The organism is Flavivirga sp. 57AJ16, from assembly GCF_028736925.1.
Classification (GTDB): domain Bacteria; phylum Bacteroidota; class Bacteroidia; order Flavobacteriales; family Flavobacteriaceae; genus Flavivirga.
Genome location: NZ_JAQZAT010000010.1, coordinates 84204 through 107162, shown reverse-complemented (window position 1 = coordinate 107162; position 22959 = coordinate 84204). Strand labels below are relative to the sequence as shown.

Sequence of the window (22959 nt, the reverse complement as noted above, 5' to 3'; positions counted from 1 at the left end):
AGGAGCATTGGTATCACTTTCTTTAACTTAAAAACAACAAATTGACTGTCATTGCGAAGCTTCCCCGCTACCGCTAGTTTTAAAAACTAGTGGCGTACCGAGTAAGAAAAAAACACAAGGCACATTAGATAGTTGTAGTGTGGTTTTTGTTTATAACCCCTGCTAGTCCTCGTATGCGCTAGCGCTTCGTCTTTGACGAGTGCCGTGTCGAGTAGGAAATAAATAAAAATAAGAAGCCATGCTTTAGCGATAAAGTGTGGTTTTAGTATACGTTCTTAAAAAGAAAAATTTTGTAGCTACTCTTTGGAGTAATAGGCTGTAAAAGGTGACCGTAGTTAAAAAAAACGCATAGACTACTACCCCCTTTGGTGGGAAACATAAAGGATACAATAATAACGTTGCCCCGCTACCGCTAGTTTTAAAAACTAGTGGCGTACCGAGTAAGAAAAAAACACAAGCCACATTAGATAGTTGTGGTGTGGTTTTTGTTTATAACCCTGCTAGTCCTCGTATGCGCTAGCGCTTCGTCTTTGACGAGTGCCGTGTCGAGTAGGCAATAAATAAAAATAAGAAGCCACGCTTTAGCGATAAAGTGTGGTTTTAGTATACGTTCTTAAAAATAAAATTTTTGTAGCTGCTCTTTGGAGAGGTAGGCTTGAAAAGGTGACCGTCGTTGAAAAAAACGCATAGACTACTACCCCTTTGGACTTGAACATAAAGGATACAATAATGTTGTGAATGGTACTGAAAATAACCATCACACATTCCAAGGAAAAGAAAATCAAAAAGAGTTAGGTTTAAACTGGCACGACTTCCACGCCAGAAATTATGATGCAAGTTTAGGTAGATGGATGAACATTGACCCCGCTACCGCTAGTTTTAAAAACTAGTGGCGTACCGAGTAAGAAAAAAACACAAGGCACATTAGATAGTTGTAGTGTGGTTTTTGTTTATAACCCCTGCTAGTCCTCGTATGCGCTAGCGCTTCGTCTTTGACGAGTGCCGTGTCGAGTAGGAAATAAATAAAAATAAGAAGCCATGCTTTAGCGATAAAGTGTGGTTTTAGTATACGTTCTTAAAAAGAAAAATTTTGTAGCTGCTCTTTGGAGTAATAGGCTGTAAAAGGTGACCGTAGTTAAAAAAACGCATAGACTACTACCCCCTTTGGTGGGAAACATAAAGGATACAATAATAACGTTGCTTCCAGTAATATAGCCCCCGCTCGTGACAGTATGAGTGCTATCGGGTTTTTACTTTTTGTGTCAAAAACCAAAATTCTTTATTTTCTATTATAAGCTTCCTTTATTTAGTGTTCTTAAAAGCATCAAATTGAGATGGCGTTTCAACTTTAGGAAACGAGTTGTTTTTCATATTGGTATCGGCATATTCAAAATTAGGATCCAAATTCACCTCCTTAACCTTTTTTTCTTTTATAAAAGTTTTTTGGATTTCGTATTCGTTTCTGCGCCAAACTTCAGCAGGAATGATATCTATTTCTTTAGAACCATCAGTAAATGCCCATTCAATAGTAACGGGCATAACAAGACCCCCTACATTTTTGATAGTGATTTCATAAATATTTTTACCAGAAAGTTGTTTGCGTAGTTTGGGTTCATCAATTCTTGATAAAAATTGGCCATACGCAGCATCGGGAGTTGTATTCATGGTAATCATTTCCGGACCACTAGAAAAGTCTTTAGCTTGCACTTGCACATTTTTACCGGAGGCATCAATTTTTACTTTAGAGCTGTTATTTTGATCTTCAATATTCGAATTTTCTTCATACACTTTAAACCATTTTACCTGGCTCAATTCCATATCTACATGATCGGTAGTAAAAAACCAACCTCTATAAAACCAATCTAGATCGGTAGCAGTGGCATCTTCAAGGGTTCTAAATAAGTCGGCAGGATTTGGATGTTTATATTTCCATCGATTGGCATACTCTTTAAAAGCTTCATCAAATAGCTCTTTTCCAATAATGGAGTTACGAAGCATTTGTAGGCCAACAGTTGGTTTTAAATAAAAATTAGCCCCAAATTGAGACATAAGCTCATTATCTGAAGTTGTCATAATTGGACGTAAAATATTTTTGTCACCACTCATAAAAGGTACAATGCTTTTAGGTGTTACACTATTAAAACCAGGGTAGCGTTCTGCAAGGGTTCTTTGGTGTAAAAAAGTATTTAAACCTTCGTCCATCCACATCCATTTACGTTCGTCCGAACTCACAATCATAGGAAACCAGTTATGGCCAACCTCATGAATAATAGTGCCTATCATACCTTGCTTGGCTCCATCACTTATTTTGCCATTTTTTGGTCGTCCGCCATTAAAGCTGATCATAGGGAATTCCATACCAATATTAGACGTATTTACAGAAATAGCTACCGGATAAGGGTAATCGAAAGTCGCTTCAGAATAAACCTCTAAAGCCTGCCTCACCGCTTTAGTAGATTCTTCTTGCCAGACGGGCAAACCTTCTTTTGGGTAAAGAGACATGGCCATAACGGTGTTGGTCGGTAATTTTACAGCTTGGGCATCCCACATAAATTTACGAGAGGATGCAAAGGCAAAATCACGAACATTTTTAGCACTAAACTTCCAGGTTTTTTGCTTCTTTGATTTTTGTTTTTCATGGGCTTCAGCTTCTTTTTGTGTAATGATCATGACGGGTTTGTCAAAAGACTTCCGGGCGTCATCTAGTCTTTTGCGCTGTGTTTTTGATAGCACGGACTCACTATTTTGAAGCAAGCCAGTAGCGGCAACAATATGGTCTTCTGGTACCGTGATTTCAACATCATAATCACCAAACTCTAGAGCAAATTCCCCAAGCTTTTGAAATTGCTGATTCTGCCAACCTTCTGTATCGTTATAAACGGCCATTCTGGGAAACCAGTGGGCAATGAGGTAAATAGTATTATCATCGGATGGAAAATACTCATAACCTTCTCGAGATAACAAATACATGCTTCTGTCGGTAATGGGATAGGACCATGCTATGGAAAAACGTGTAGATTCACCCGATTTAAGAAGGGTGTTCAATTTAACCTTCATCATGGTATTGTTAATCATGGTTTTTATATGGTTCCCATCGGCATCTTTTACATATTTAATAGAATAGCCAGCAGGGAAATCTATGGCTCTAGTAAGAAATTGCATTTGCCTGCTGGTCATACCATTTTTTATAGTATTATTTATACTGCCAAAATCTTCGTTTCCTTTTTTGTTGACGTTTTGTTCAAGTTGGATCCATAAATAGCTCAGATCATCTGGAGAATTATTGTAATAAGTAATAGTTTCTTCACCAGAAATGGTATTGTTGCTTTCGTCAAGGATCACTTTTATTTTATAATTAGCACGTTGTTGCCAATAATCCCTTCCAGGAGCCCCACTAGCAGTTCTGTAGGTGTTAGGAGGTTTAATCATATGGTCAATAGGCTCAAATTTGCCTTGCCAAGGTTGCGTTTGTGCCTTCATGAATGCTAAAGAAAAAAGAGTCAAAAATAAAAAAAGGAAAAATCTCATGGTTTTTAGTGTATTATTTGAATTAGTCAGGCACAAGATAGGAAATATTAATGTAAAACAACCTTAGTTTTTGTTGCTTAAAGTCTAAGCGTTCAGTACATTTGCGTCCCTAAAATATTTATAATTTATGAGTAAGAAAAAAGATTTAACATTTGATGTGTTAATAGAAATACCTAAAGGGAGTAGAAATAAATATGAGTACGATTTTACACTACACAAAATACGTTTCGACCGCATGTTATTTTCATCAATGATGTATCCAGGAGATTATGGGTTTATCCCAGAAACTTTGGCTTTAGATCAAGACCCATTAGATGTATTGGTTATGGGTACAGAACCAACATACCCTATGGTAGTTATGGAAGTAAGGCCGATTGGTGTATTCCATATGACTGACGAAAAAGGACCTGATGAAAAAATTATTTGTGTACCCGTTTCGGATCCCATTTGGAGTAAAAACAAAGATATATTAGATTTAAACCCGCATAGATTAAAAGAAATAGAACATTTTTTCCAAGTATATAAGGATTTGGAAAAAAAGAAAGTAGATACTGGTGGATGGGGAAATGCAGAAGAGGCCGTTAAAATTTATCACGAATGTATTAAGCGGTATGAAAATAGCGAACACAAGAAAAAAAGAACTTTTACTATCTAAATACCAATTTTAGTGTAAAATGCCACATATCGACTCGTTTCCCTAATCTTTGTCGGTAGGCAAGAAGTTGAGTACAGGCTTTTTAAACACTAAATATCCTGTTCATAAATCTATAACGATGCTATGTCATCCAATCACAGTGTTTTTGGATTTTAAAAAAGCACCAGCTTAATACGATATTTTACCTTCAGACAGGTATAATTGAAAGATTAATAAAATATCACGAAAAAAAATGAGCCATCTTTAATTAAGGGTGGCTTTTTTTATCACTTATATTTTCCTATTTTTAGCTCCATTAAAATAATAATAACCAATAAAATAACTAATTAATATGGAATTAATAGTGAGATTTTTACCAGTATTTGGTGTTTTAGCATTGCTCTATGTCTTTATAAAAAGTGCGTGGGTGTCCAAACAGGATCAAGGTGATGAAAAAATGATTAGAATTGCGAAAAACATTGCCGATGGCGCTATGTCTTTTCTTAAAGCAGAATACAAAATTTTATCAGTATTTGTAATAGCTGTGGCGGTTCTATTATATTTTAAAGGAAATGCAGAGGAAGGGTCTAATGGTATGGTTGCCGTATCATTTATTGTTGGAGCTATTTGTTCGGCCTTAGCTGGATTTATAGGGATGAAAGTTGCTACTAAGGCAAATGTTAGAACGACAAGTGCAGCAAGGACGTCTTTGGGGAAAGCATTAGAGGTTGCTTTTGCCGGTGGTGCTGTTATGGGATTAGGTGTTGTTGGATTAGGTGTATTGGGGCTAAGTGGTTTGTTTATGATTTATCAGGAGATGTGGAGTGGTCCTGAGAATTTATCATTGGTATTAAATGTGCTTTCTGGATTTTCATTGGGAGCGTCATCTATAGCATTATTTGCACGTGTTGGGGGTGGTATTTATACCAAAGCAGCCGATGTTGGAGCCGATTTAGTTGGTAAAGTGGAAGCGGGAATTCCTGAGGATCACCCTCTAAACCCTGCGACCATTGCAGATAATGTAGGTGATAATGTAGGTGATGTAGCTGGTATGGGAGCCGATTTATTTGAATCTTATGTGGGGTCTATTATTGGTACCATGGTATTAGGTGCTTTTATTTTAACACCGGATTTTAATGGTTTAGGAGCTGTGTATTTACCGTTGGTATTAGCAGCCGTTGGTATTATTATGTCTATTATAGGAACGTTTTTTGTAAGAGTTAAAAATGGTGGAAACCCACAAACAGCTTTAAATATTGGTGAATTTGGTTCGGCAGGATTAATGGTTGTTGCTTCTTATTTTATTATTAATGCTTTAATTCCTGAAACTGTTGATGGTTTACCTTTTGGAGCCATGGGTGTATTTTGGGCAACGATTGCTGGTTTAGTTGCTGGTTTAGCAGTTGGTAAAATAACAGAATATTATACGGGAACAGGAAAAGGACCTGTAGCGTCTATAGTTAGACAATCTGAAACCGGTGCTGCAACAAATATTATTGCTGGTTTGGGTATTGGAATGATGTCTACTGCGATTCCTATTATATTAATTGCTGGAGCTATTTTGGTGTCACATCATTTTGCCGGTTTATATGGTATCGCTATTGCAGCGGTAGGGATGCTGGCAAATACGGGAATACAATTAGCGGTGGATGCTTATGGACCAATTTCGGATAATGCCGGGGGTATTGCTGAAATGGCGGAACTACCAAGTGAAGTTCGTGAACGTACCGATAAGTTAGATGCTGTAGGGAATACAACAGCTGCCATAGGGAAGGGATTTGCAATTGCTTCTGCGGCATTGACGGCATTGGCTTTATTTGCAGCTTTTATGAAAACAGCAAATGTGATTGCTATTGATGTTTCACAACCTCAAATTATGGCAGGACTATTAGTAGGAGGTATGTTGCCTTTTGTGTTTTCTGCCTTGTCTATGAATGCGGTTGGTCGTGCAGCAATGGCCATGATTGAAGAAGTACGCCGTCAATTTAGGGATATTCCGCAGTTAAAAGCGGCTCTTGAAGTGATGCGTAAATATGATTCTGATATGTCTAAAGCTAATGAAGAAGATAGAAAAATATTTGATGCTGCCGATGGGTATGCCGAGTATGATAAATGTGTAGATATTTCTACAAAAGCATCCATTAAAGAAATGGTGCTTCCAGGCTTATTGGCCATTGCAGTTCCTGTAGCTGTTGGATTTATTGGAGGAGCGGAAATGTTGGGTGGTTTGCTTGCGGGCGTAACTACTTGTGGTGTCCTTATGGCGATTTTCCAATCGAATGCTGGTGGCGCATGGGATAATGCCAAAAAAACTATTGAAGAACAAGGAAGGAAGGGAACAGATGCCCATAAAGCAGCTGTTGTTGGTGATACCGTTGGAGATCCCTTTAAAGATACTTCAGGGCCTTCTTTAAATATCTTATTAAAATTAATGTCGGTTGTAGCATTGGTTATTGCGCCTAGTATTGCTTTATCCTCAGAGGTTGTAACGGCTTATGTTTCGGAAGGAAATGAGGTGGAAAATGTAGCCATTTCTAAAGACATTCAAGTAGAAATGATTAATAATAATGATGGCACTGTTAAGGCGATAGTAACTACAGTGACTGTTGAGAATGGAGAAGAATCGACCAGTTACGAGACTTTTAATGGAAGTGCATCTGAAGTAGAAGCCCATATTGAAGCTTTAAAAAGAAGTGATAAAATAGCTGGTATAGAAGTAGAAAAGGTCCTTAATTAAGAATAACTAACATTTAACCAACCATAACAAAAAGGCTATCTAAAAAGTAAGTTCGATGTCATATTGAGCTTGTCGAAATATTTTTAACTTACTGATAATCAATATCGGTTTCGACAAGCTCAACCTGACAAATCAAATTATAAAGACTTTTTAGATAGCCTCTTTTTATTCGACTCAGCCCATTATTTTTTCGGTTTATCCCTATTCATTTCTGTAATATCGATGCTTGTAGTTTCGGTACCCAATAGATGCTTGCTAAAATGATCTGCTCTAAGCCAAAAGGAATATTCTGTCATATCTCCAAAACCATGACGTTGTCCTGGCATGATCATAAAATCAAATCGCTTATTAGCTTTAATTAAGGCATTTGCCATTCTAATAGTGCCTCCAGGATGTACATTATTATCTATATCTCCAGTAATTAGCATAAGATGGCCTTTTAAGTTAGATGCTAAAGACTGGTTTTTATCAATGGCATACTCATAAGAAATATTATTATCTGCATCTTTTTTTTCTTTAATCCCATGATGGGTTTCACTCCACCAACTATTGTATATCGAGTTGTCGTGGTTTCCAGCAGAAGAAACGGCTGCTTTAAAAAAGTCTGGATACACTAGCATGGCGGCGGTAGACATAAAGCCGCCTCCAGAATGTCCGTAAATACCAATTTTATCAATATTGATATAAGGATGTGTTTTTGCTAATTGCTCTGCTACGTATTTTTTATCGGCTATGCCATAATCCCTAAGGTTTCCATAACCATAATTGTGATACCATTTTGAGCGGTTAGGATGTCCGCCTCTATTTCCCAGTGTAATGACTATAAACCCTACTTGTGCCATACGATCTAATCTATCCATTCTAACCGAAAAAGATTTATTTACAGCTTCAGTTTGAGGGCCGGGATATACATATTCCAATAAAGGATAGCTTTTAGTGTCATCAAAATCAAAAGGTTTGTACATAACACCATAAATGTCTGTAATCCCGTCATCTGCTTTTACTTTAAAAGGCTCAGGGAATTTGTATCCTGTTGCAAAAAGCTGGGACAGGTCTGCTTCTTCCAAGGTCATAATAATAGAACCATTGGCATTTCTTAATTCAGATTTTGGGATGGTATTAACCCTGGAACAATTACTTACAAAATACTTATTGGAATCGGCCATACTTGTAGCTGTATTATAATCTCCAGCATTGATATTTCGTAAACCAGTGCCGTCTAGGTTAATACGATATATATGTTCGTAGTAAGGATCTTGATTTTTAGAGACTCCACTTGCTGTAAAATAAAGAACACGCGCTTTCTCGTCTAAATTAGTGAATTCATTTACATGATAAGACCCCGAGGTTACCTGGCGTTTCAAGTTGCCACTAGAATCATATAGGTAAAAATGAGCCCAACCGTCACGTTCAGACCAATGGAGTATTTCTTGTTCATTATTGAATAAGACCAAAGGTCTCGATTCAATATAAGTATTAAATCGTTCTTTGATTAAAACAGTGACATCTCCAGAATTAATATCTGCAACACATATATCCAGTTTCTTTCTATCTCTGCTTATGGTGTTAAAATAAATTTTACCTTTTTTTGAAAGTAACAATGCCGGTTGGAAATCATCATCTCTGTCTGATTGTTTTCTTGGTGCCCTGAAAACAGAGATACTTTGTTGTTTTGTTGTGTCTAACTTAATACTAACAATCTCTTTTGAAGGCATATCAAAAACCAATAATTCTCGTTTGTAGAATTCTGCTTCTCCTGGCATATGGTATTTGTAGGTTTCCAGAGTAGGGCGTTTTTTCGCGACAGAATTGATTACCCACAGATCCTTAATATGTCTAGAGTCAGTTTTTGTGAATACAAATTTTTTGGAATCATGGGACCAAATACCATGAATCTTTTTTCTATCGTTTTTCTTTTTTTCCTTGGTTTCATTATTTTCCCCACGTCCAGAGCCACCATAGCCATAATGTTCCACGCCATCGGTAGTCCATTGGTTCTCTACGATTGTTGAGTCTTTTTCATCTTTTACGGCTTTTAAAAAATTGGCTTTATCCATCCAAAACAAATTATAATTCTTAGAGAACAATACAATGGTGCTATCGGGAGAAATCGTGGCCCATTTTTTCCAGGGTTCATTCTCTTTCTTTTTGTTGTCTACGATAGTTAAGGAATTACCGCCTAATTTATATTCAAGATGATACACCTTTTTTTCCATTTTAGGGGTCTTCTTTTTTTCTTTTTTTGTGGCAGAAGAATCCTTTTCGGTAGTTTTCCCATCTTCTAAAACCTCTACTTCTTCTGTAGAAGTTACTCTAAAGCGAATAGCAGTTTCATTTTTAACGAATTTAAAATTGAAACGCGGCAAATGTTGTGCATCATAGGGGTCTTTTGTGATTTCTGTTAACCACTTAGCCATTTTTTCATTGTCAAATAATTTTGATTTCGATTTTGTATCCGCGTTTACTAAGTAGTAGTTGGAACCTTCTGTCGTTTTATATTGGTACCAAAAACGATTGCCTTTTTTCAACCAATGAGGTCTCACTGTTGTAGAGTGTACTAATTTTGCAAGGTTGGTTGGGGAAAATTGTGATGCTAAGCGATAATTAGGCATCGGTGTTGTTGAAGGGGGGGTGTCTTGGGCTGAAATTGAATTTATACTTAAAAAAAGAATAAACAATAACGTAATGTGTCTCATCATAGGTTTATTTTGGTTGTATTTGACCAACGAAATTACCGTTTTTAGCTAAAAAGCTTTAAGAATGTTATGTTAAAACTTTACTAATATCAATTGAATTTCAAAATGATGTATGGCTAATTTGAAATCGAAGATTTATGAAACCCTACTTTAAAAATAAAAAATAGCGAGCTGAACAAATAGTTGCTTTTAAGCAAGGTTTATTCCCATGCCTGTACCGAACTTGCCTGAGCAGAGCAAGTTTTGGTATTTCAAGTATCCAGCAATCTCAGTTTTAATGCCTTTTATTTGAGCCATGTTAAATTAGAACTGGGATAAAATGTGTTTGATGATAAACGATTGTAAAACAGAAAAATAAATCTTTTTTTTGTTTAAAAAGAGTATTGTTTACCAGACCTTTTTATTTGCTAACACCAAGAATAAAACCTACATTTATAATATTATAAAGTCTAATTAAAATAAAATCTTAAATTATGGAAGGTTATTGTGTAAAGTGTAAAGACAAAAAAGAAATTAAAGGGGCTAATGAAGTGACTATGAAAAATGGTAGAAAAGCAATGAAGGGAAGTTGCCCAACTTGTGGAACAGGTATGTTTAGAATATTAGGAAAGTCTTAATTGTATTAGCTTACAAAATTTTTTAGTTTTTTACAATCCATCAATTTAAATAAAATTTTCAGCTCATATTTGACGCTTATCTGGCTCGTCAAATATTAGTTACGCTTGCTGCTTTTTGTGTTTCTTTTTTGAAACGCCATTCACTTTAAAAGTGCCATTTGCTTTTAAGCTCAATGGTACCGCTACTAAGACCTTTCCGATCTCTTATATCATTTTAAATAAATTAAGGAATATATTATACTGTATTTTACATTCAAATTAGTATTAGACTATTTGCAATGAGTAATTTTGTAAATTGCAATATTTATAATTTTTAAGTAAAAAAGTATGGTTACTTTAAAACAATTAGCAAGAGAGTTAAATGTTTCTATTTCTACGGTTTCGAAAGCATTGAATAATAGTGAAGAAATTGGAGAAGACACAGTGAGGCGAGTTAAAGAACTTGCAGAGTTGTATAACTACAGACCTAATAAAGTAGCCCTAAGTTTAAAGCAGAATAAGACTAAAACCATAGGTGTTATAATTCCTAACATCCTTAATCACTTTTTGGCCAAGGTGCTCTTTGGTATAGAAAGGGAGGCAAATGAATTAGGTTATAATATAATTACCTGCATCTCTAACGAATCATTAGAGCAAGAAAAAAAAAGCTTGCAGTTGTTAGCAAATGGGAGTGTAGATGGATTTATACTATCGGTTGCAGAAGAAACTCAAATTAAGAACGAAATAGATCATTTTAAGAAAACCATTAGCCAAGGTTTGCCTATTGTTATGTTTGATAGAGTGGCCCATGATGTATTGTGTGATAAAGTGATTGTAGATGATTTTGATGCTACTTATAATGCAACCAAAGGCTTGTTTCTCGAACGGCGTAAGAATATTGCTTTTATTAGTAGTATTAATGACTTAAGCGTTGGTAAATTAAGAGAAAGAGGTTACAACAAGGCGATATTAGAAAGTAATAATCAAGAACCTCTGGTTTTAAAAATTGAAAAGCAGGACGACCACCAAAAAAAAATAAAATCTTTCCTAAAAAAGAACAAAACGGTCGATGCCGTAATTGCTGCAGATAGCTCTTCGGGTATTATCGCTATTAATACAGCTGTCAATTTAGGCTTAAAAGTGCCGAAAGATATTTCCGTTATTGGTTTTGCGAGCAAATCAGATTCCAATCATACCCTTCCCAGATTAACAACCATTAGGCAACATGCTAAAATTATTGGGGCTCATGCAGCACAATTATTAATTAATAGGTTGGCAAACATGCATTTAAATGAAGATGTAAAAACTAAAATTGTAAAGACAAGTTTGGTTAAAAGCCAATCTACCCTAAAATAGTTTTCAACAAGTTGTCAACAGATTTTATTGGTTAATTATCATTTCATCGTTAAAATAGTGCATTTCATCGAGTATATTTCGTCGGCAAATGTAGTTTGACCAATTTTGTTGTGTCTTAAAAGAGCGCCCCAAAATATCCCTAAGTTCTTTAAAGACAAATTAATTCATTTAGTATTCCCTCAAAAAATATTTTATAGAATCGTTAAGCTATTGTGCATTCGATTTTAAGTTAATTATCCATTTTTTTCCCTCGTTTAAGATGTTTGTATGTCTTAATCAACAATTTTTATTATAAATATTAAAGAGAAAATAATTAATAATAACCTTAAAATTGAAAATTATGAAAGCCCTAAAAATTACTTTATTAGCAACACTATTTTTTGCAACATTAGTATCTTGTACAAAACAAGACTTAAACGAGGATGATGTATTAAGAGCTGGTGATGACACTGAGATACCAATACCACCTACTGGAGGTGGAGTTAATGACTAATATTAGCATCTATTTAAATAATAAAAGGCTCTTTACTTTTGTGAAGAGTCTTTTATTATTTAAATAATTATAAATACATTTGAGGAAATAGCTAATACTTTCTGATTTTTTGAAATTTATTTTATATAGTGTGGTCGTTTTCTTTTATATAAATTCTGCTTTTGCTCAGCAGGATAGCCAGTATATAATTGACTCTATACAGAGTAATTTTCTAAACTCTAAAATTAAAGATTCTTCATTAGTAGCTAATGCACATTATAAAATAGGAGAATTATATAGATACAGTTTTTCGGGAGGTGATAGTGCTTATTATCATTATTACAAAGCTGAAAAAATTTTTAAAAGCCTAAACAACGATTATAAAAGAGCACTTGCTTTATATGGTATAGCAGTAATTCAAAAAGACGAAAAAGATTTTACAGGAAGTGAACTTACTTCTATTGAGGCCCTGTCTTTGTTAGACGGACTAAGAGAAACAAATAACAGTAGACGGTATAAATCATTTTTGTTTAATAATCTTGGATTAGTGTTTGACCAGCTGGAACAATATGATGAGTCTATTTTATATCATGTAAAAGCGTTGGATATCAAAAAAAGTTTGAAAGGGGATAATAAGGCTAGGATTGATAATTCTAAGAACAATTTAGCGTTAGCTTATAAAAATAAAGGAGAATATGAATTAGCTTCAAGGTATTATAATCAAATTTTAGAGAACAAAAATTTAATCCATGAGCGGACCGATTTTTATGCTTTAGTTTTAGATAATTATGCTCATACCTTGTATTTGTCTAAAAATTACGAGAAGCTTCCACATTTGTATTTTAAGGCCTTAAAGATTACAGATAGTGTTAATCCAGGAGGGTATAATTCAATTATTATTAACCAGCATTTAGCAGAATATTATGATGATAGAAATAACAAGGACTCAGCCAAATATTATGCTTATAAAGCTAAAGATATTTCTCAAAAATATTACAATGATGATTTGTTAAAATCTCTTTTATTACTTTCTGAGATAGAAGACGGTGATGTTGCCGCAAAGTATTCAAAAGAATATATTAGGCTTAATGATAGCTTGCAAAAGAATGAACGTGCTATAAGAAATAAGTTTGCCAGAATTCGTTTTGAAACAAACCAGATAGAGCAAGAAAATATAAAAATGGCAAGGGAACGGATGTGGCTTTTAATAATCTCTGTAGTCATCGTCATTTCATCTTTTCTATTATATCTGGTCATAACTCAAAGAAATAGAAATAAAGAATTAAAGTTTATACAGAAACAACAAGAAACAAATGAAGAGATTTACAACTTAATGCTGTCTCAAAACGAAAGTATTGAGGAAGCAAGAACATTAGAGAAAAGACGTATTTCTGAAGAGTTGCATGACGGGGTTTTAGGACGCCTATTTGGTACACGTTTAAGTCTAGACAGTCTAAACATGAGTAATAGTGCAGAAGCTATAAAAACCAGAGGTCAATATATAGACGAACTAAAAACAATTGAGCAGGATATAAGGAAAGTATCGCATGAGTTAAATACCAATTTTGTTTCAGGTTCTGGATTTATAGATATTATAAAGACCTTTTTAGAAACACAAACAGTAGCCTATGAACTTGATTACAAATTAGAACATGATGATACGATTCATTGGGATGAAGTTTCTAATAAAACTAAAATTCATATATACCGGATTATTCAAGAATCCCTCCATAATATATATAAACATGCCAGCGCAACACAGGTAAATATTAGTATTAAATTAAAAAATAATGTAATTTGCTTAAAAATGAGTGATAATGGTTCTGGATTTGATGTTAATAGAGTAAAGTCCGGTATAGGTTTAAAGAACATGAACTCTAGAATAAATGAAATAAATGGAAGTATAAATATAATCTCAGAAAAAGATGCAGGAACTACAGTAACTATCGAAGCCCCAATTACCTAAACAAAATTTATTATATGATTGAAAAAATAAAAATACTAATGATTGATGATCACCCTATAATTATAGAAGGGTATCAAAATACATTGCTTTTTACTAAAAAAGAAAACCAAGAACTCGAAATCGATATCGCCAATAATTGTGATGAGGCTATTGCCTATATGGATAAATCAATTCAAAAAGGGCTGCCGTATAATGTATTGTTTGTAGACATTAGTTTACCACCTTCAAAAGATGGTGTGATGAGTTCTGGTGAAGACCTGGCAGAATATGCACGTCGAATTTTACCAAATACAAAAATTATTATATTAACGATGTTTAATGAATCTTTTAGAATTCATAATATTATCAAAACGATAGATCCTGAAGGGTTTTTAATTAAAAGTGATTTAACATCCAGCGAACTTGCCAGTGCATTTCAAGCGGTCCTCAATAATCCGCCATTTTACAGTGGTACAGTAAATAGTCATATTAGAAAAACCATTACAAGCGATATTGTTGTTGATATTAAAAACAGAAAAATACTGCATTTATTATCTCAAGGTGTAAAAACTAAAAACTTGGCATCTCACTTAGATATTTCTTTAAGTGCGGTTGAAAAAAGAAAAAAACATCTTAGGGATATTTTTGAAGTTAGTGACGGACAGGATGAGACTTTATTAAATGAGGCAAGAAAAAAAGGCTTTGTTTAGTATCGGAATTTATGTTAGTTTAGTTTTTTTTCTAAAAAATCCTACTTTTTTTGTTCTGAAAACCACTGATATATCTCAATAGTACAATAAACCCGTAAAGATGTTACGGGTTTTCCACAGCTAAAATACAAGACTAATAATTATCTTTACACTATCAACACTTCAAAAAATTAATTAATCCCTCAATTTTTTTGTTGATAATAGCAATTTACAGACCCTATGGAGGTGAGAGACCCATAGGGTTTCTTCTTTTTATATTCCTGCGTAGGCAGGAATCTCAAGATCATATCTTCTGATATATAGCTAATACCAATTATGAATTAAAAAGAGCTACAGAAAACGATATTGCTTATTTGTTTTAGCCAGCTACGAGTTATTTGCATAGCCTAAGCTATGGAAATGATGAGTAAAGAGAAAAAACGAATTAATGAATGAGTTTGAATAGCGTATTTTAATTCATAATTGGTATAAATCGGGATCGTGCACAAAAGTTGTGTTTAGGTAAAAGTTTTGGTCGATCTGAAAAAAGGCCTCCCATTGACCTATCCTGGTTCAGTCCTCCTAAATTTGGGCCTTGTCGAAATTATCCTCCCTTTTGAAAACTACCGTGAGTACACATTTTTAAAAGACACGAACGGCACAAACTCACACGAATCCAATACATTAAGGAATAGATTGGACACAGCATGAATAAGAATTCCTAGACCATATAGACTTGAAATCTGCCGATAGACAGAATAATTAGTGAAAATTTGTGCCATTCGAGACCAATCCTTTTTATTGTGCATTATTTGTGTACACACAGTAGTTAAATTTAAGAGGAGAAGAATTCTAATTTTACAAGTTCGGCACAGGGCACATTTGTCTTTATTAGAGTTATAATCATTTATGATCTAAATAGAAACTCAGGTTAAATAAGCATATCACTTCGGTATAGTATTTAACCATCTAAAAGAAACCCAATAAAAAAGCCTAAGTAAATAATGGACGCAATAAATTTTATAAATGTAGATGCTATAAAGCCCATAAAAGACCCAAAAGCAGCTTTTGCGGCCGATTTGGTATCGCTTTTGTTTAAAAGTTCTCCTATTAATGCGCCAACAAAAGGACCGATAATAATACCGCCGGGGACAGGGCTTAAAAGACCTACTATAAGACCTATGGTTGTTCCTATCATACCATATCTAGTGCCTCCAAATCGTTTAGTGCCCATGGCAGGAATAATATAATCTAGCACCCAAATGAGTGCTGCTATTATGAATGTTGTTATTATAAACGACTTGCTCATTGTGATGGCGTCTGTAAAGTAAAGTATTAAAAGTCCAACCCAACTTGTTAGTGGACCGGGCAATACGGGTAAAAAACTGCCTATAATGCCTAGAACCATAAATAAAGCAGCAATAATAATTAAGACTATGTCCATTTATACTATTTAAGTTTTACGGGTGTAAGACGTATGAAACAGATAAATGTTACATTTTATAACTAAAAAATTAGTTTAAACTAATTTTTTAGTTATATTAGCAAAACGAAATATTTCATTTTGCTATGCTGAACTCGATTTAGCATCTTATTAAGTTAAATAAAAAGCACCAAAAACACTTAAATAAATTCAATATTCATGAAACAACTAACAAAAGCAGAAGAGGACATCATGCAAATTCTTTGGAAATTAAAAAAAGCCAATGTTAAGGCTATAATTGAGCAATTTCCTGAGCCTAAGCCCGCTTATAATACGGTATCTACCATAGTTAGGATTTTGGAGAATAAAGAGTTTGTCGATTACGAAAAAAAAGGAAAAGGACACCTCTATTTTCCATTAGTGGCAAAACAAGACTATAGCAATCAGTCTATAAATAAATTGGTTGATAATTATTTTCAAGGATCTTTTAAAAGTATGGTATCCTTTTTTATGAAGAAAAATGATATGAATATTGAAGATTTAGAATCTATTTTGAAAGAGGTTAATAAAAAAGATAGGTAGCCATGGTACATTATATTATTAATACAGTCGCATTTCAGTTATTCTTTCTAATTATTTATGATTTGTTTTTAAAGAAAGAAACGTTCTTTAATTGGAACCGAGCCTATCTTCTTGTTACATCTATATTGTCTTTAGTAATTCCCTTTATTGAGATAAACCATTTTAAAGAGATCATTCCTCCCGGTTATATAATAAGTTTACCTGAGGCTATTATTGGTAATGTTTCGCAAACAGACGCCAATACTTTGCAATTAGATCCGGTCTTAATAACTACAAAACCTGTGTGGTCTTGGGAATTGGTTTTATATATAGGGATGTTATTAGCGGCTCTTTTATTGCTATTTAAGATCACTAAATTAATCCTGATAGTTTCTAAAAATCCAAAAACGAAAAGGGGACATCTGTTTATTGTTAGGCTGCTAAATAGTTATGCGGCTTTTTCTTGTTTCCACTATATCTTTTTAGGAGAACAAATAAATGAAAAAGATAAAGCATCTATTTTAAAACATGAAATGGTGCATGTTAAACAAAAGCACACATTGGATTTATTGTTTTTTGAAGTCCTACGGATTCTATTTTGGTTTAGCCCTTTGGTATACATGTACCAAAATAGAATGATGCAGCTTCATGAGTTTATCGCAGATAAGAAAGCTTCAAAAAATCAAAGTAAAACAGACTATTACGAAAACTTGTTATCGCAGGTTTTTCAAACAAAAAATATATCATTCATCAATCCATTTTTTAAACAATCATTAATCAAAAAACGAATCGTTATGTTACAAAAATCACAATCAAAACAAATCAATCTTTTAAAGTACGTATTATTAATTCCAACGATATTTGCTATGATGGTTTATACGTCTACACAAGCACAAAAATCAGATAAAAACAAAACTGAGGTTTCAGATGGGACTGCTTTACAAGAAGTTGATATAGAAGTTCCTTTTGCGGTAGTAGAACAAGTTCCTGTATTTCCCGGGTGTGAAGATCTGTCTAGAGAAGAACAAAAGGATTGCATATCCAAAAGTATTGCAAAACATGTGAATAGAAACTTTAATACAGAGCTAGCCACCCAATTAGGGTTAATAGGTAGGCAACGTATTAATGTCATCTTTAAAATTGATACCGATGGAAATATAGGGGAAGTTCGGTCTCGAGCTCCACATCCTAAGTTAGAAGAAGAAGCCATTAGGGTAATAAAAACCCTACCTAGAATGATACCTGGCAAACAGAAAGGAAAAACAGTTGTTGTGCCCTATTCGTTACCTATAATTTTTCAAGTCCAAGATCGATCGGTTGTCGATGAAACGCTAGTGGCTGCACATAAAGAGGTCTCTGCCAAAGATGAGCCGTTAGAAAATATTGAAGTTCCTTTTGGGGTAATTGACCAAGTTCCCATTTTCCCGGGATGCGATAGTTTGTCTTCTAGGTTTGAAAAAAGAAATTGTACGTCTGGGAACATTCAAGAATTTGTAGCAAAAAACTTTAATACAAAATTGGCTACTGATTTAGGCTTAACTGGTAGACAGCGTATTAATGTTATTTTTAAGATTGATACAGAGGGCCATATTACAGGTGTTCGATCTAGGGCCAGCCACCCTAAATTGGAAGAAGAAGCTATTCGGGTCATTAGTGCCTTACCCAAAATGATTCCAGGAAAACAAAAAGGGAATAAAGTAACTGTTCCTTATTCATTACCCATTATTTTTGAGGTTGAAGATGATATACAAATGCTGGATGAAGTAGCTGTTGTTGGTTATGCCGATGATACTTTGAATGGATCGGCTGTGCCTTTTGGAACTTTAGATAAAGTTCCAACATTTGGAGTTTGTAAAAGTGTATCCCAAGACGAACAAAGAACGTGTGTGTCTTATGAAATTCAAAAGCATGTCAATCAAAATTTTAATACAAATTTGGCTAAAAGCCTAGGTTTAAAAGGACAACAACGTATCAATATTGTTTTTAAAATCACTAAAGAGGGGCATATAGAAATTGAACAATCAAGAGCGCCTCACCTAGTATTGGAAGAAGAAGCCATTAGGGTAATAAAAACATTACCTAAAATGACTCCAGGTGAACATAAAGGAGAAAAAGTAGATGCCCTATATTCCTTGCCAATTATTTTTAAAGTGGCGGACTAATTATGTTTAGACTAATTCTATTTTTTTACTGGCTGTGACCATTTCATGAAATAGAAGTTTCGGTTTTAAATAAAGCGGATAGTTTGTATGCAAATTTAGATGTTAAATTTGTTCTTTATAAAAATTTTAAAAAAATACCCATCAGGCTATCATATAGAATATATTAATAAGCGTATTAGTGAGTTAAAGAAAGAAAAATTAATGAAGGAGGGGGCTAAAAGGTAATTAAAATATAAAAAAATTGTACATTTCGGTTTCAGTTTTAATCCATGAGACAGATTTGTGCATTTCTAGTAGTCATATTGCTCGCTTCCTGTGGGTATTTTAATGTGAAAAAAACATCTTCTGAAACTTTTTTAAATGAAGAGTTGCAGACTTTTAAATGGAATGATGTCGATGAATATCCAACCTTCTCTTTATGCGATTCCTTGTCTACCAAACAAGAAAAAAAACAGTGTTTTACAAGTGTTTTAACAGGGCATATATTTACACATCTACAAAAAGAAATTATTGTTGTTACCCAAGATATTAATGATACTATAGATTTGAAACTTCAAGTGTCGGAAACTGGCACAATCATTTTGTTGGAAACAAAAATAGATAGTCTGACCATACGGGAAATACCAAACATTAATGATCTATTAGAGGAGAGTTTAGATGCTTTACCAAAAATTTTTCCAGCTATAAAACGTGGACAACAGGTAACTACAGAATTTAAGTTGCCTATAATTATAGGTGTTAACTGATGCCGTTTTTAAATGTTCTCCCCTTCCATTTATAAGTTTTAAAAAGCGATACAAAAGCGACGTAGAAACTGAAAAAGGGATATATAACAGACCCGAAAACAAAATGTCCTAAGACCGCCTTTTTATTAAAAAAAGAAGCTGCCTTATAGATTAGGAGAAAATCGATACCAAATTTTATTGTTAAAATATAACCCCAGATTTTAAAATTAAAATCATTAAAGATCGAAAGCAATAAAGTTAAAATAACCAATCCGTTCATTAGTAAAACAATAAGTCCAGTAAATTTTCCAAACCAATTATGGTAGGCACTTGTCTTTGCAGCCCAGCGAATACGCTGTGATATCAAATCTTTCCATGATGGCTGGGGTTGTGTTTTTACAATAGCATGTTCGCATTTTAAATAATGAAGTTGCTCGGGGTATGCTTTGTTCACTTTTTCAAGTAGAAAAATATCGTCCCCACTTGCAATGTCCGTATTGCCTTCAAAACCCTTTAGTTCCTGAAATAATGCCTTTTCGTATCCAAAATTAGCACCATTGCAAAGAAAAGGTTGTTTTATGCCAAAGCCACCTATTGTAGCCCCTTGCAAACTTAAAATATCCAATAATTGAAACTGTTCTAAAAAACGATTGGAATGTGCATAGGCAATTGGCGCAGCAATGCATTTTGCATTTGTTTTTTGAATAAAGGCATCAAAGCTATCTAGCCAATATTTTGGCAATATACAATCTGCGTCCGTTGTTACGATCCATTTGTTTTTAGAATGATTAACAGCCGTAGTTATCGCATCCTTTTTTGGAGAATTAGACGTTCTTTCATTCTTAATAACCTTTATGTTATCTTGAGTATTAGCAGAAAATCCCATAATTAAGTTAAGGGAATCATCATGAGAGTCATCATCAACAAAAATAATTTCAAATAAAGGATTCGGATATTCCAATGCGTCTATAGATTCTAATAGACCAGATAAATTTTCCGCTTCATTCCTAAAAGGAACGATAACCGAAAATGTGTTTTTTGGAGGTGTATTTCCTAATTTAAACGGCTTGATTTTATCAAAACCAAAAACAAAACATCCTATTAAAAATAGATAAACTAAAGTGATAATAATGCCTATTAAAACCATGATTAATGCGTGTCTTTAGGAAAATTAAAATTAATGACATAGTAGCTTCCAATAATACTTGGTAAAACAAAGTTGAACAGCCACATGATGGTAATAATGCTTAAGATAGTCATTTCATTAAAACCTATAAGACCAAATAGATAAATAGCAATGCTCCCTTTTACAATAACGTCCAATATAAAAATAGAAGGTAGTATGGAAGCTAATAAATACATGGAAGCAATAACGGTCATGGCATCGAAGTATGATATGTCGGTTTCGAAAAACTGTAGCAAAAGGTAAAATTGAAACGAAAAAACAAGATAGCGCAACATGGATAAAAACAAAGCAAAAACCATTGTCTTTTTGGGAAATTCTAAAACGAAATGTTTGATTTTTCCTAGAGGAAAGCCCTTAATGGTAAATGTTGTTTTTAGTGCTGCAAAAGCTATTAAGGCAACAATAAAGAAACCAATTAAAAGAAATTGGCCAAATTTATAATAATCGATATTAATTTGATATTTAGCAGCAAAGAGACAAAAACCAATAGCACCAAAAACAGTGGTAGTAAGCATTTGCAATATATTACCCAATAAATTGATTAAAAGAATACGCTTTCTATAATTAGAAGTATAATAAATAGCTTTAGCACCATATTCGCCAATCCTATTAGGTGTAAATAAGGATGCTGTTAAAGCACCTAGGCTTTGTTCGAAAGCATTTTTAAAGCTTATTTTTTTAATGGGAGCGACTAATGTTTGCCATTTTATAATTTCTAAAAACCAATTGAAAGACGTCAAAAAAAGTAATAGAAGTGTATTTTTGAGTGAGAAAACGTCTTTTTTTGATAAAAAACCAATAAAATCATTAAAATTTAATTCAGGATTGTTTATTAGTTTTTGGTATATAAAATAAAAAGCCCCAATAACAATGCTTAATTTAATAAGCTCAAAAAAGAATTGTTTAGTTTTGTACGGTAGCATGTAAATGATATACCTATAATTAAACACAAAATTAAATCATTATTACGTTATGACCTCAAATTTTAAAATATATAAAAAAGCCCTTTGTGCTATAGTTCTTGTCATGAGCAGTTTTGTATCGGTTTCACAAGGCGATACAAGTACATTTAAGGCACAATTTGCATTGGGGCTAAACAGTCCGTCAAAAAACGGATTTGTTACTGGTTTTGAAGGGAAAACATATAATTTTCCTACAGTAAATTTAGGGATTCAATATATGTTCAAGCCCATGCTGGGTGCAAAATTAGATTATGGCTTTAGTAGAATATCGAACCAAAAAGATACACAACCATTTAAGCTTAATTACTCCCGTATCAATTTGCAGGCCGTTTATAATGCCAATAGAATATTTAACTTATCTCAAAATAAAGGGGTATTTGTTCATGCAGGACCAGGGTTGACATCGGTGAAACCTTTGGGGAATTTTACTCAAAATAAGACCTCGTTTATGAATGCCATGGCGGGGGTAGAACTCCATTTTGGGGTTTCAGATAAACTTTCTATTTACACAGATGTATCTTACATACATGGATTTGCAAAAGATTTTGAACCCATATCAGATGGATTTGGAGCATTTAACGGTAACCTTTTAACACTAACAGTAGGGGCTTCCATATCGCTGAGTGGCTGTTATTACTGTGAATAGAATGACTAAAGAAAGAATTATTTTAGGGATTGATCCAGGTACAACTATTATGGGGTTTGGGCTTATAAAAGTAGTGGGTAAAACCATGCAATTTATGCAGCTTAATGAACTCAATTTAAAAAAATATGATGATCATTATCTAAAACTAAAGCTCATTTTTGAACGAACTATTGAGCTTATTGATACTTACAATCCGGACGAAATTGCTATTGAAGCACCTTTTTTTGGTAAAAATGTACAAAGTATGCTAAAACTTGGTAGGGCTCAAGGGGTAGCTATGGCTGCGGGTTTGAGTCGGGAAATACCCATAACGGAATACCTTCCTAAAAAGATAAAGATGGCCATAACGGGTAATGGAAATGCCAGTAAGGAGCAAGTAGCCAAGATGTTGCAGAGTATGCTGGGTTTAAAAACCTTGCCTAAAAATTTAGATGCTACAGATGGTCTGGCAGCGGCAGTTTGCCATTTTTATAACTCGAGCAAAGTGAATATTGGTAAAAGTTATTCCGGTTGGGATGCTTTTGTAAAACAGAATAGCCCCCTAACCCCCAAAGGGGGAACAAAAACAACTGTTGTTAACTTACGTAAAAAGAAAAACTAGTTTCAGTTTGCCAAAAAGAAATTATAATTTTAATGTTAAT

General features: G+C 33.8%; 18 protein-coding genes. 13 read left to right on the top strand and 5 right to left on the bottom strand.

Features of this window, described 5'->3' with window-relative positions:
- Positions 1 to 686: 686 nt before the first annotated feature.
- Complete coding sequence (locus PQO00_RS12575) at positions 687 to 890, top strand: RHS repeat-associated core domain-containing protein (RefSeq protein WP_274185276.1); 204 nt, start codon at positions 687 to 689, stop codon at positions 888 to 890.
- Between the two features lie 412 nt (positions 891 to 1302).
- Here PQO00_RS12575 and PQO00_RS12570 read toward each other — a convergent pair whose 3' ends face one another.
- On the bottom strand, positions 1303 to 3480 hold the full coding sequence (locus tag PQO00_RS12570; RefSeq protein WP_274185193.1) for a M1 family metallopeptidase: 2178 nt from the start codon (positions 3478 to 3480) through the stop codon (positions 1303 to 1305).
- A gap of 175 nt (positions 3481 to 3655) precedes the next feature.
- On the opposite strand from PQO00_RS12570, the gene PQO00_RS12565 reads away from it, so the two are divergent.
- Complete coding sequence (locus PQO00_RS12565) at positions 3656 to 4183, top strand: inorganic diphosphatase (protein ID WP_274185192.1); 528 nt, start codon at positions 3656 to 3658, stop codon at positions 4181 to 4183.
- Between the two features lie 331 nt (positions 4184 to 4514).
- Entirely contained in the window at positions 4515 to 6899 is a 2385-nt protein-coding gene (locus tag PQO00_RS12560) for a sodium-translocating pyrophosphatase (RefSeq protein ID WP_274185191.1), read from the top strand.
- 182 nt (positions 6900 to 7081) lie between these two features.
- On the opposite strand, the gene PQO00_RS12555 is transcribed toward PQO00_RS12560, so the two are convergent.
- Entirely contained in the window at positions 7082 to 9598 is a 2517-nt protein-coding gene (locus tag PQO00_RS12555; RefSeq protein ID WP_274185190.1) for a DPP IV N-terminal domain-containing protein, read from the bottom strand.
- A 470-nt stretch (positions 9599 to 10068) separates the two neighbouring features.
- Between PQO00_RS12555 and PQO00_RS12550 the strand changes: the two genes are divergently transcribed.
- The 5 genes from PQO00_RS12550 to PQO00_RS12530 all read left to right on the top strand — a co-directional run bounded on the left by PQO00_RS12550 (position 10069) and on the right by PQO00_RS12530 (position 14674).
- Positions 10069 to 10212 carry a DUF5679 domain-containing protein gene (locus tag PQO00_RS12550; protein ID WP_274185189.1) on the top strand — a complete coding sequence of 48 codons (144 nt, stop codon included), beginning with the start codon at positions 10069 to 10071 and terminating at the stop codon, positions 10210 to 10212.
- A gap of 327 nt (positions 10213 to 10539) precedes the next feature.
- Entirely contained in the window at positions 10540 to 11547 is a 1008-nt protein-coding gene (locus PQO00_RS12545; RefSeq protein ID WP_274185188.1) for a LacI family DNA-binding transcriptional regulator, read from the top strand.
- 340 nt (positions 11548 to 11887) lie between these two features.
- A complete protein-coding gene (locus PQO00_RS12540) occupies positions 11888 to 12040 on the top strand; it encodes a hypothetical protein (protein ID WP_274185187.1) in 153 nt (50 codons plus the stop codon).
- A gap of 109 nt (positions 12041 to 12149) precedes the next feature.
- A complete protein-coding gene (locus PQO00_RS12535) occupies positions 12150 to 13985 on the top strand; it encodes a tetratricopeptide repeat protein (protein ID WP_274185186.1) in 1836 nt (611 codons plus the stop codon).
- A gap of 14 nt (positions 13986 to 13999) precedes the next feature.
- Complete coding sequence (locus PQO00_RS12530; RefSeq protein ID WP_274185185.1) at positions 14000 to 14674, top strand: response regulator; 675 nt, start codon at positions 14000 to 14002, stop codon at positions 14672 to 14674.
- Between the two features lie 940 nt (positions 14675 to 15614).
- Here PQO00_RS12530 and PQO00_RS12525 read toward each other — a convergent pair.
- Positions 15615 to 16097 carry a DUF456 domain-containing protein gene (locus PQO00_RS12525; protein ID WP_274185184.1) on the bottom strand — a complete coding sequence of 161 codons (483 nt, stop codon included), beginning with the start codon at positions 16095 to 16097 and terminating at the stop codon, positions 15615 to 15617.
- Positions 16098 to 16295: 198 nt separating this feature from the next.
- On the opposite strand from PQO00_RS12525, the gene PQO00_RS12520 reads away from it, so the two are divergent.
- The 3 genes from PQO00_RS12520 (at position 16296) to PQO00_RS12510 (ending at position 19545) form a co-directional block, all read left to right on the top strand.
- Positions 16296 to 16658: a BlaI/MecI/CopY family transcriptional regulator gene (locus tag PQO00_RS12520; RefSeq protein ID WP_274185183.1), complete on the top strand. Its 363-nt coding sequence runs from the start codon at positions 16296 to 16298 to the stop codon at positions 16656 to 16658.
- A gap of 2 nt (positions 16659 to 16660) precedes the next feature.
- On the top strand, positions 16661 to 18799 hold the full coding sequence (locus PQO00_RS12515; protein ID WP_274185182.1) for an energy transducer TonB: 2139 nt from the start codon (positions 16661 to 16663) through the stop codon (positions 18797 to 18799).
- 269 nt (positions 18800 to 19068) lie between these two features.
- A complete protein-coding gene (locus tag PQO00_RS12510) occupies positions 19069 to 19545 on the top strand; it encodes a hypothetical protein (RefSeq protein WP_274185181.1) in 477 nt (158 codons plus the stop codon).
- Here PQO00_RS12510 and PQO00_RS12505 read toward each other — a convergent pair.
- Positions 19538 to 20671: a glycosyltransferase gene (locus PQO00_RS12505; RefSeq protein WP_274185180.1), complete on the bottom strand. Its 1134-nt coding sequence runs from the start codon at positions 20669 to 20671 to the stop codon at positions 19538 to 19540. The genes PQO00_RS12510 and PQO00_RS12505 overlap by 8 nt on opposite strands.
- A 2-nt stretch (positions 20672 to 20673) precedes the next feature.
- The gene (locus PQO00_RS12500) at positions 20674 to 21633 is read right to left on the bottom strand and encodes a lysylphosphatidylglycerol synthase domain-containing protein (RefSeq protein ID WP_274185179.1); all 960 of its coding nucleotides are present in this window, start codon (positions 21631 to 21633) and stop codon (positions 20674 to 20676) included.
- Between the two features lie 49 nt (positions 21634 to 21682).
- Between PQO00_RS12500 and PQO00_RS12495 the strand changes: the two genes are divergently transcribed.
- Together PQO00_RS12495 and ruvC are read left to right on the top strand one after the other, a co-directional pair.
- On the top strand, positions 21683 to 22318 hold the full coding sequence (locus tag PQO00_RS12495; RefSeq protein ID WP_274185178.1) for an outer membrane beta-barrel protein: 636 nt from the start codon (positions 21683 to 21685) through the stop codon (positions 22316 to 22318).
- Position 22319: 1 nt separating this feature from the next.
- Positions 22320 to 22919 carry a crossover junction endodeoxyribonuclease RuvC gene (gene ruvC / locus PQO00_RS12490; RefSeq protein WP_274185177.1) on the top strand — a complete coding sequence of 200 codons (600 nt, stop codon included), beginning with the start codon at positions 22320 to 22322 and terminating at the stop codon, positions 22917 to 22919.
- Positions 22920 to 22959 lie beyond the last annotated feature (40 nt).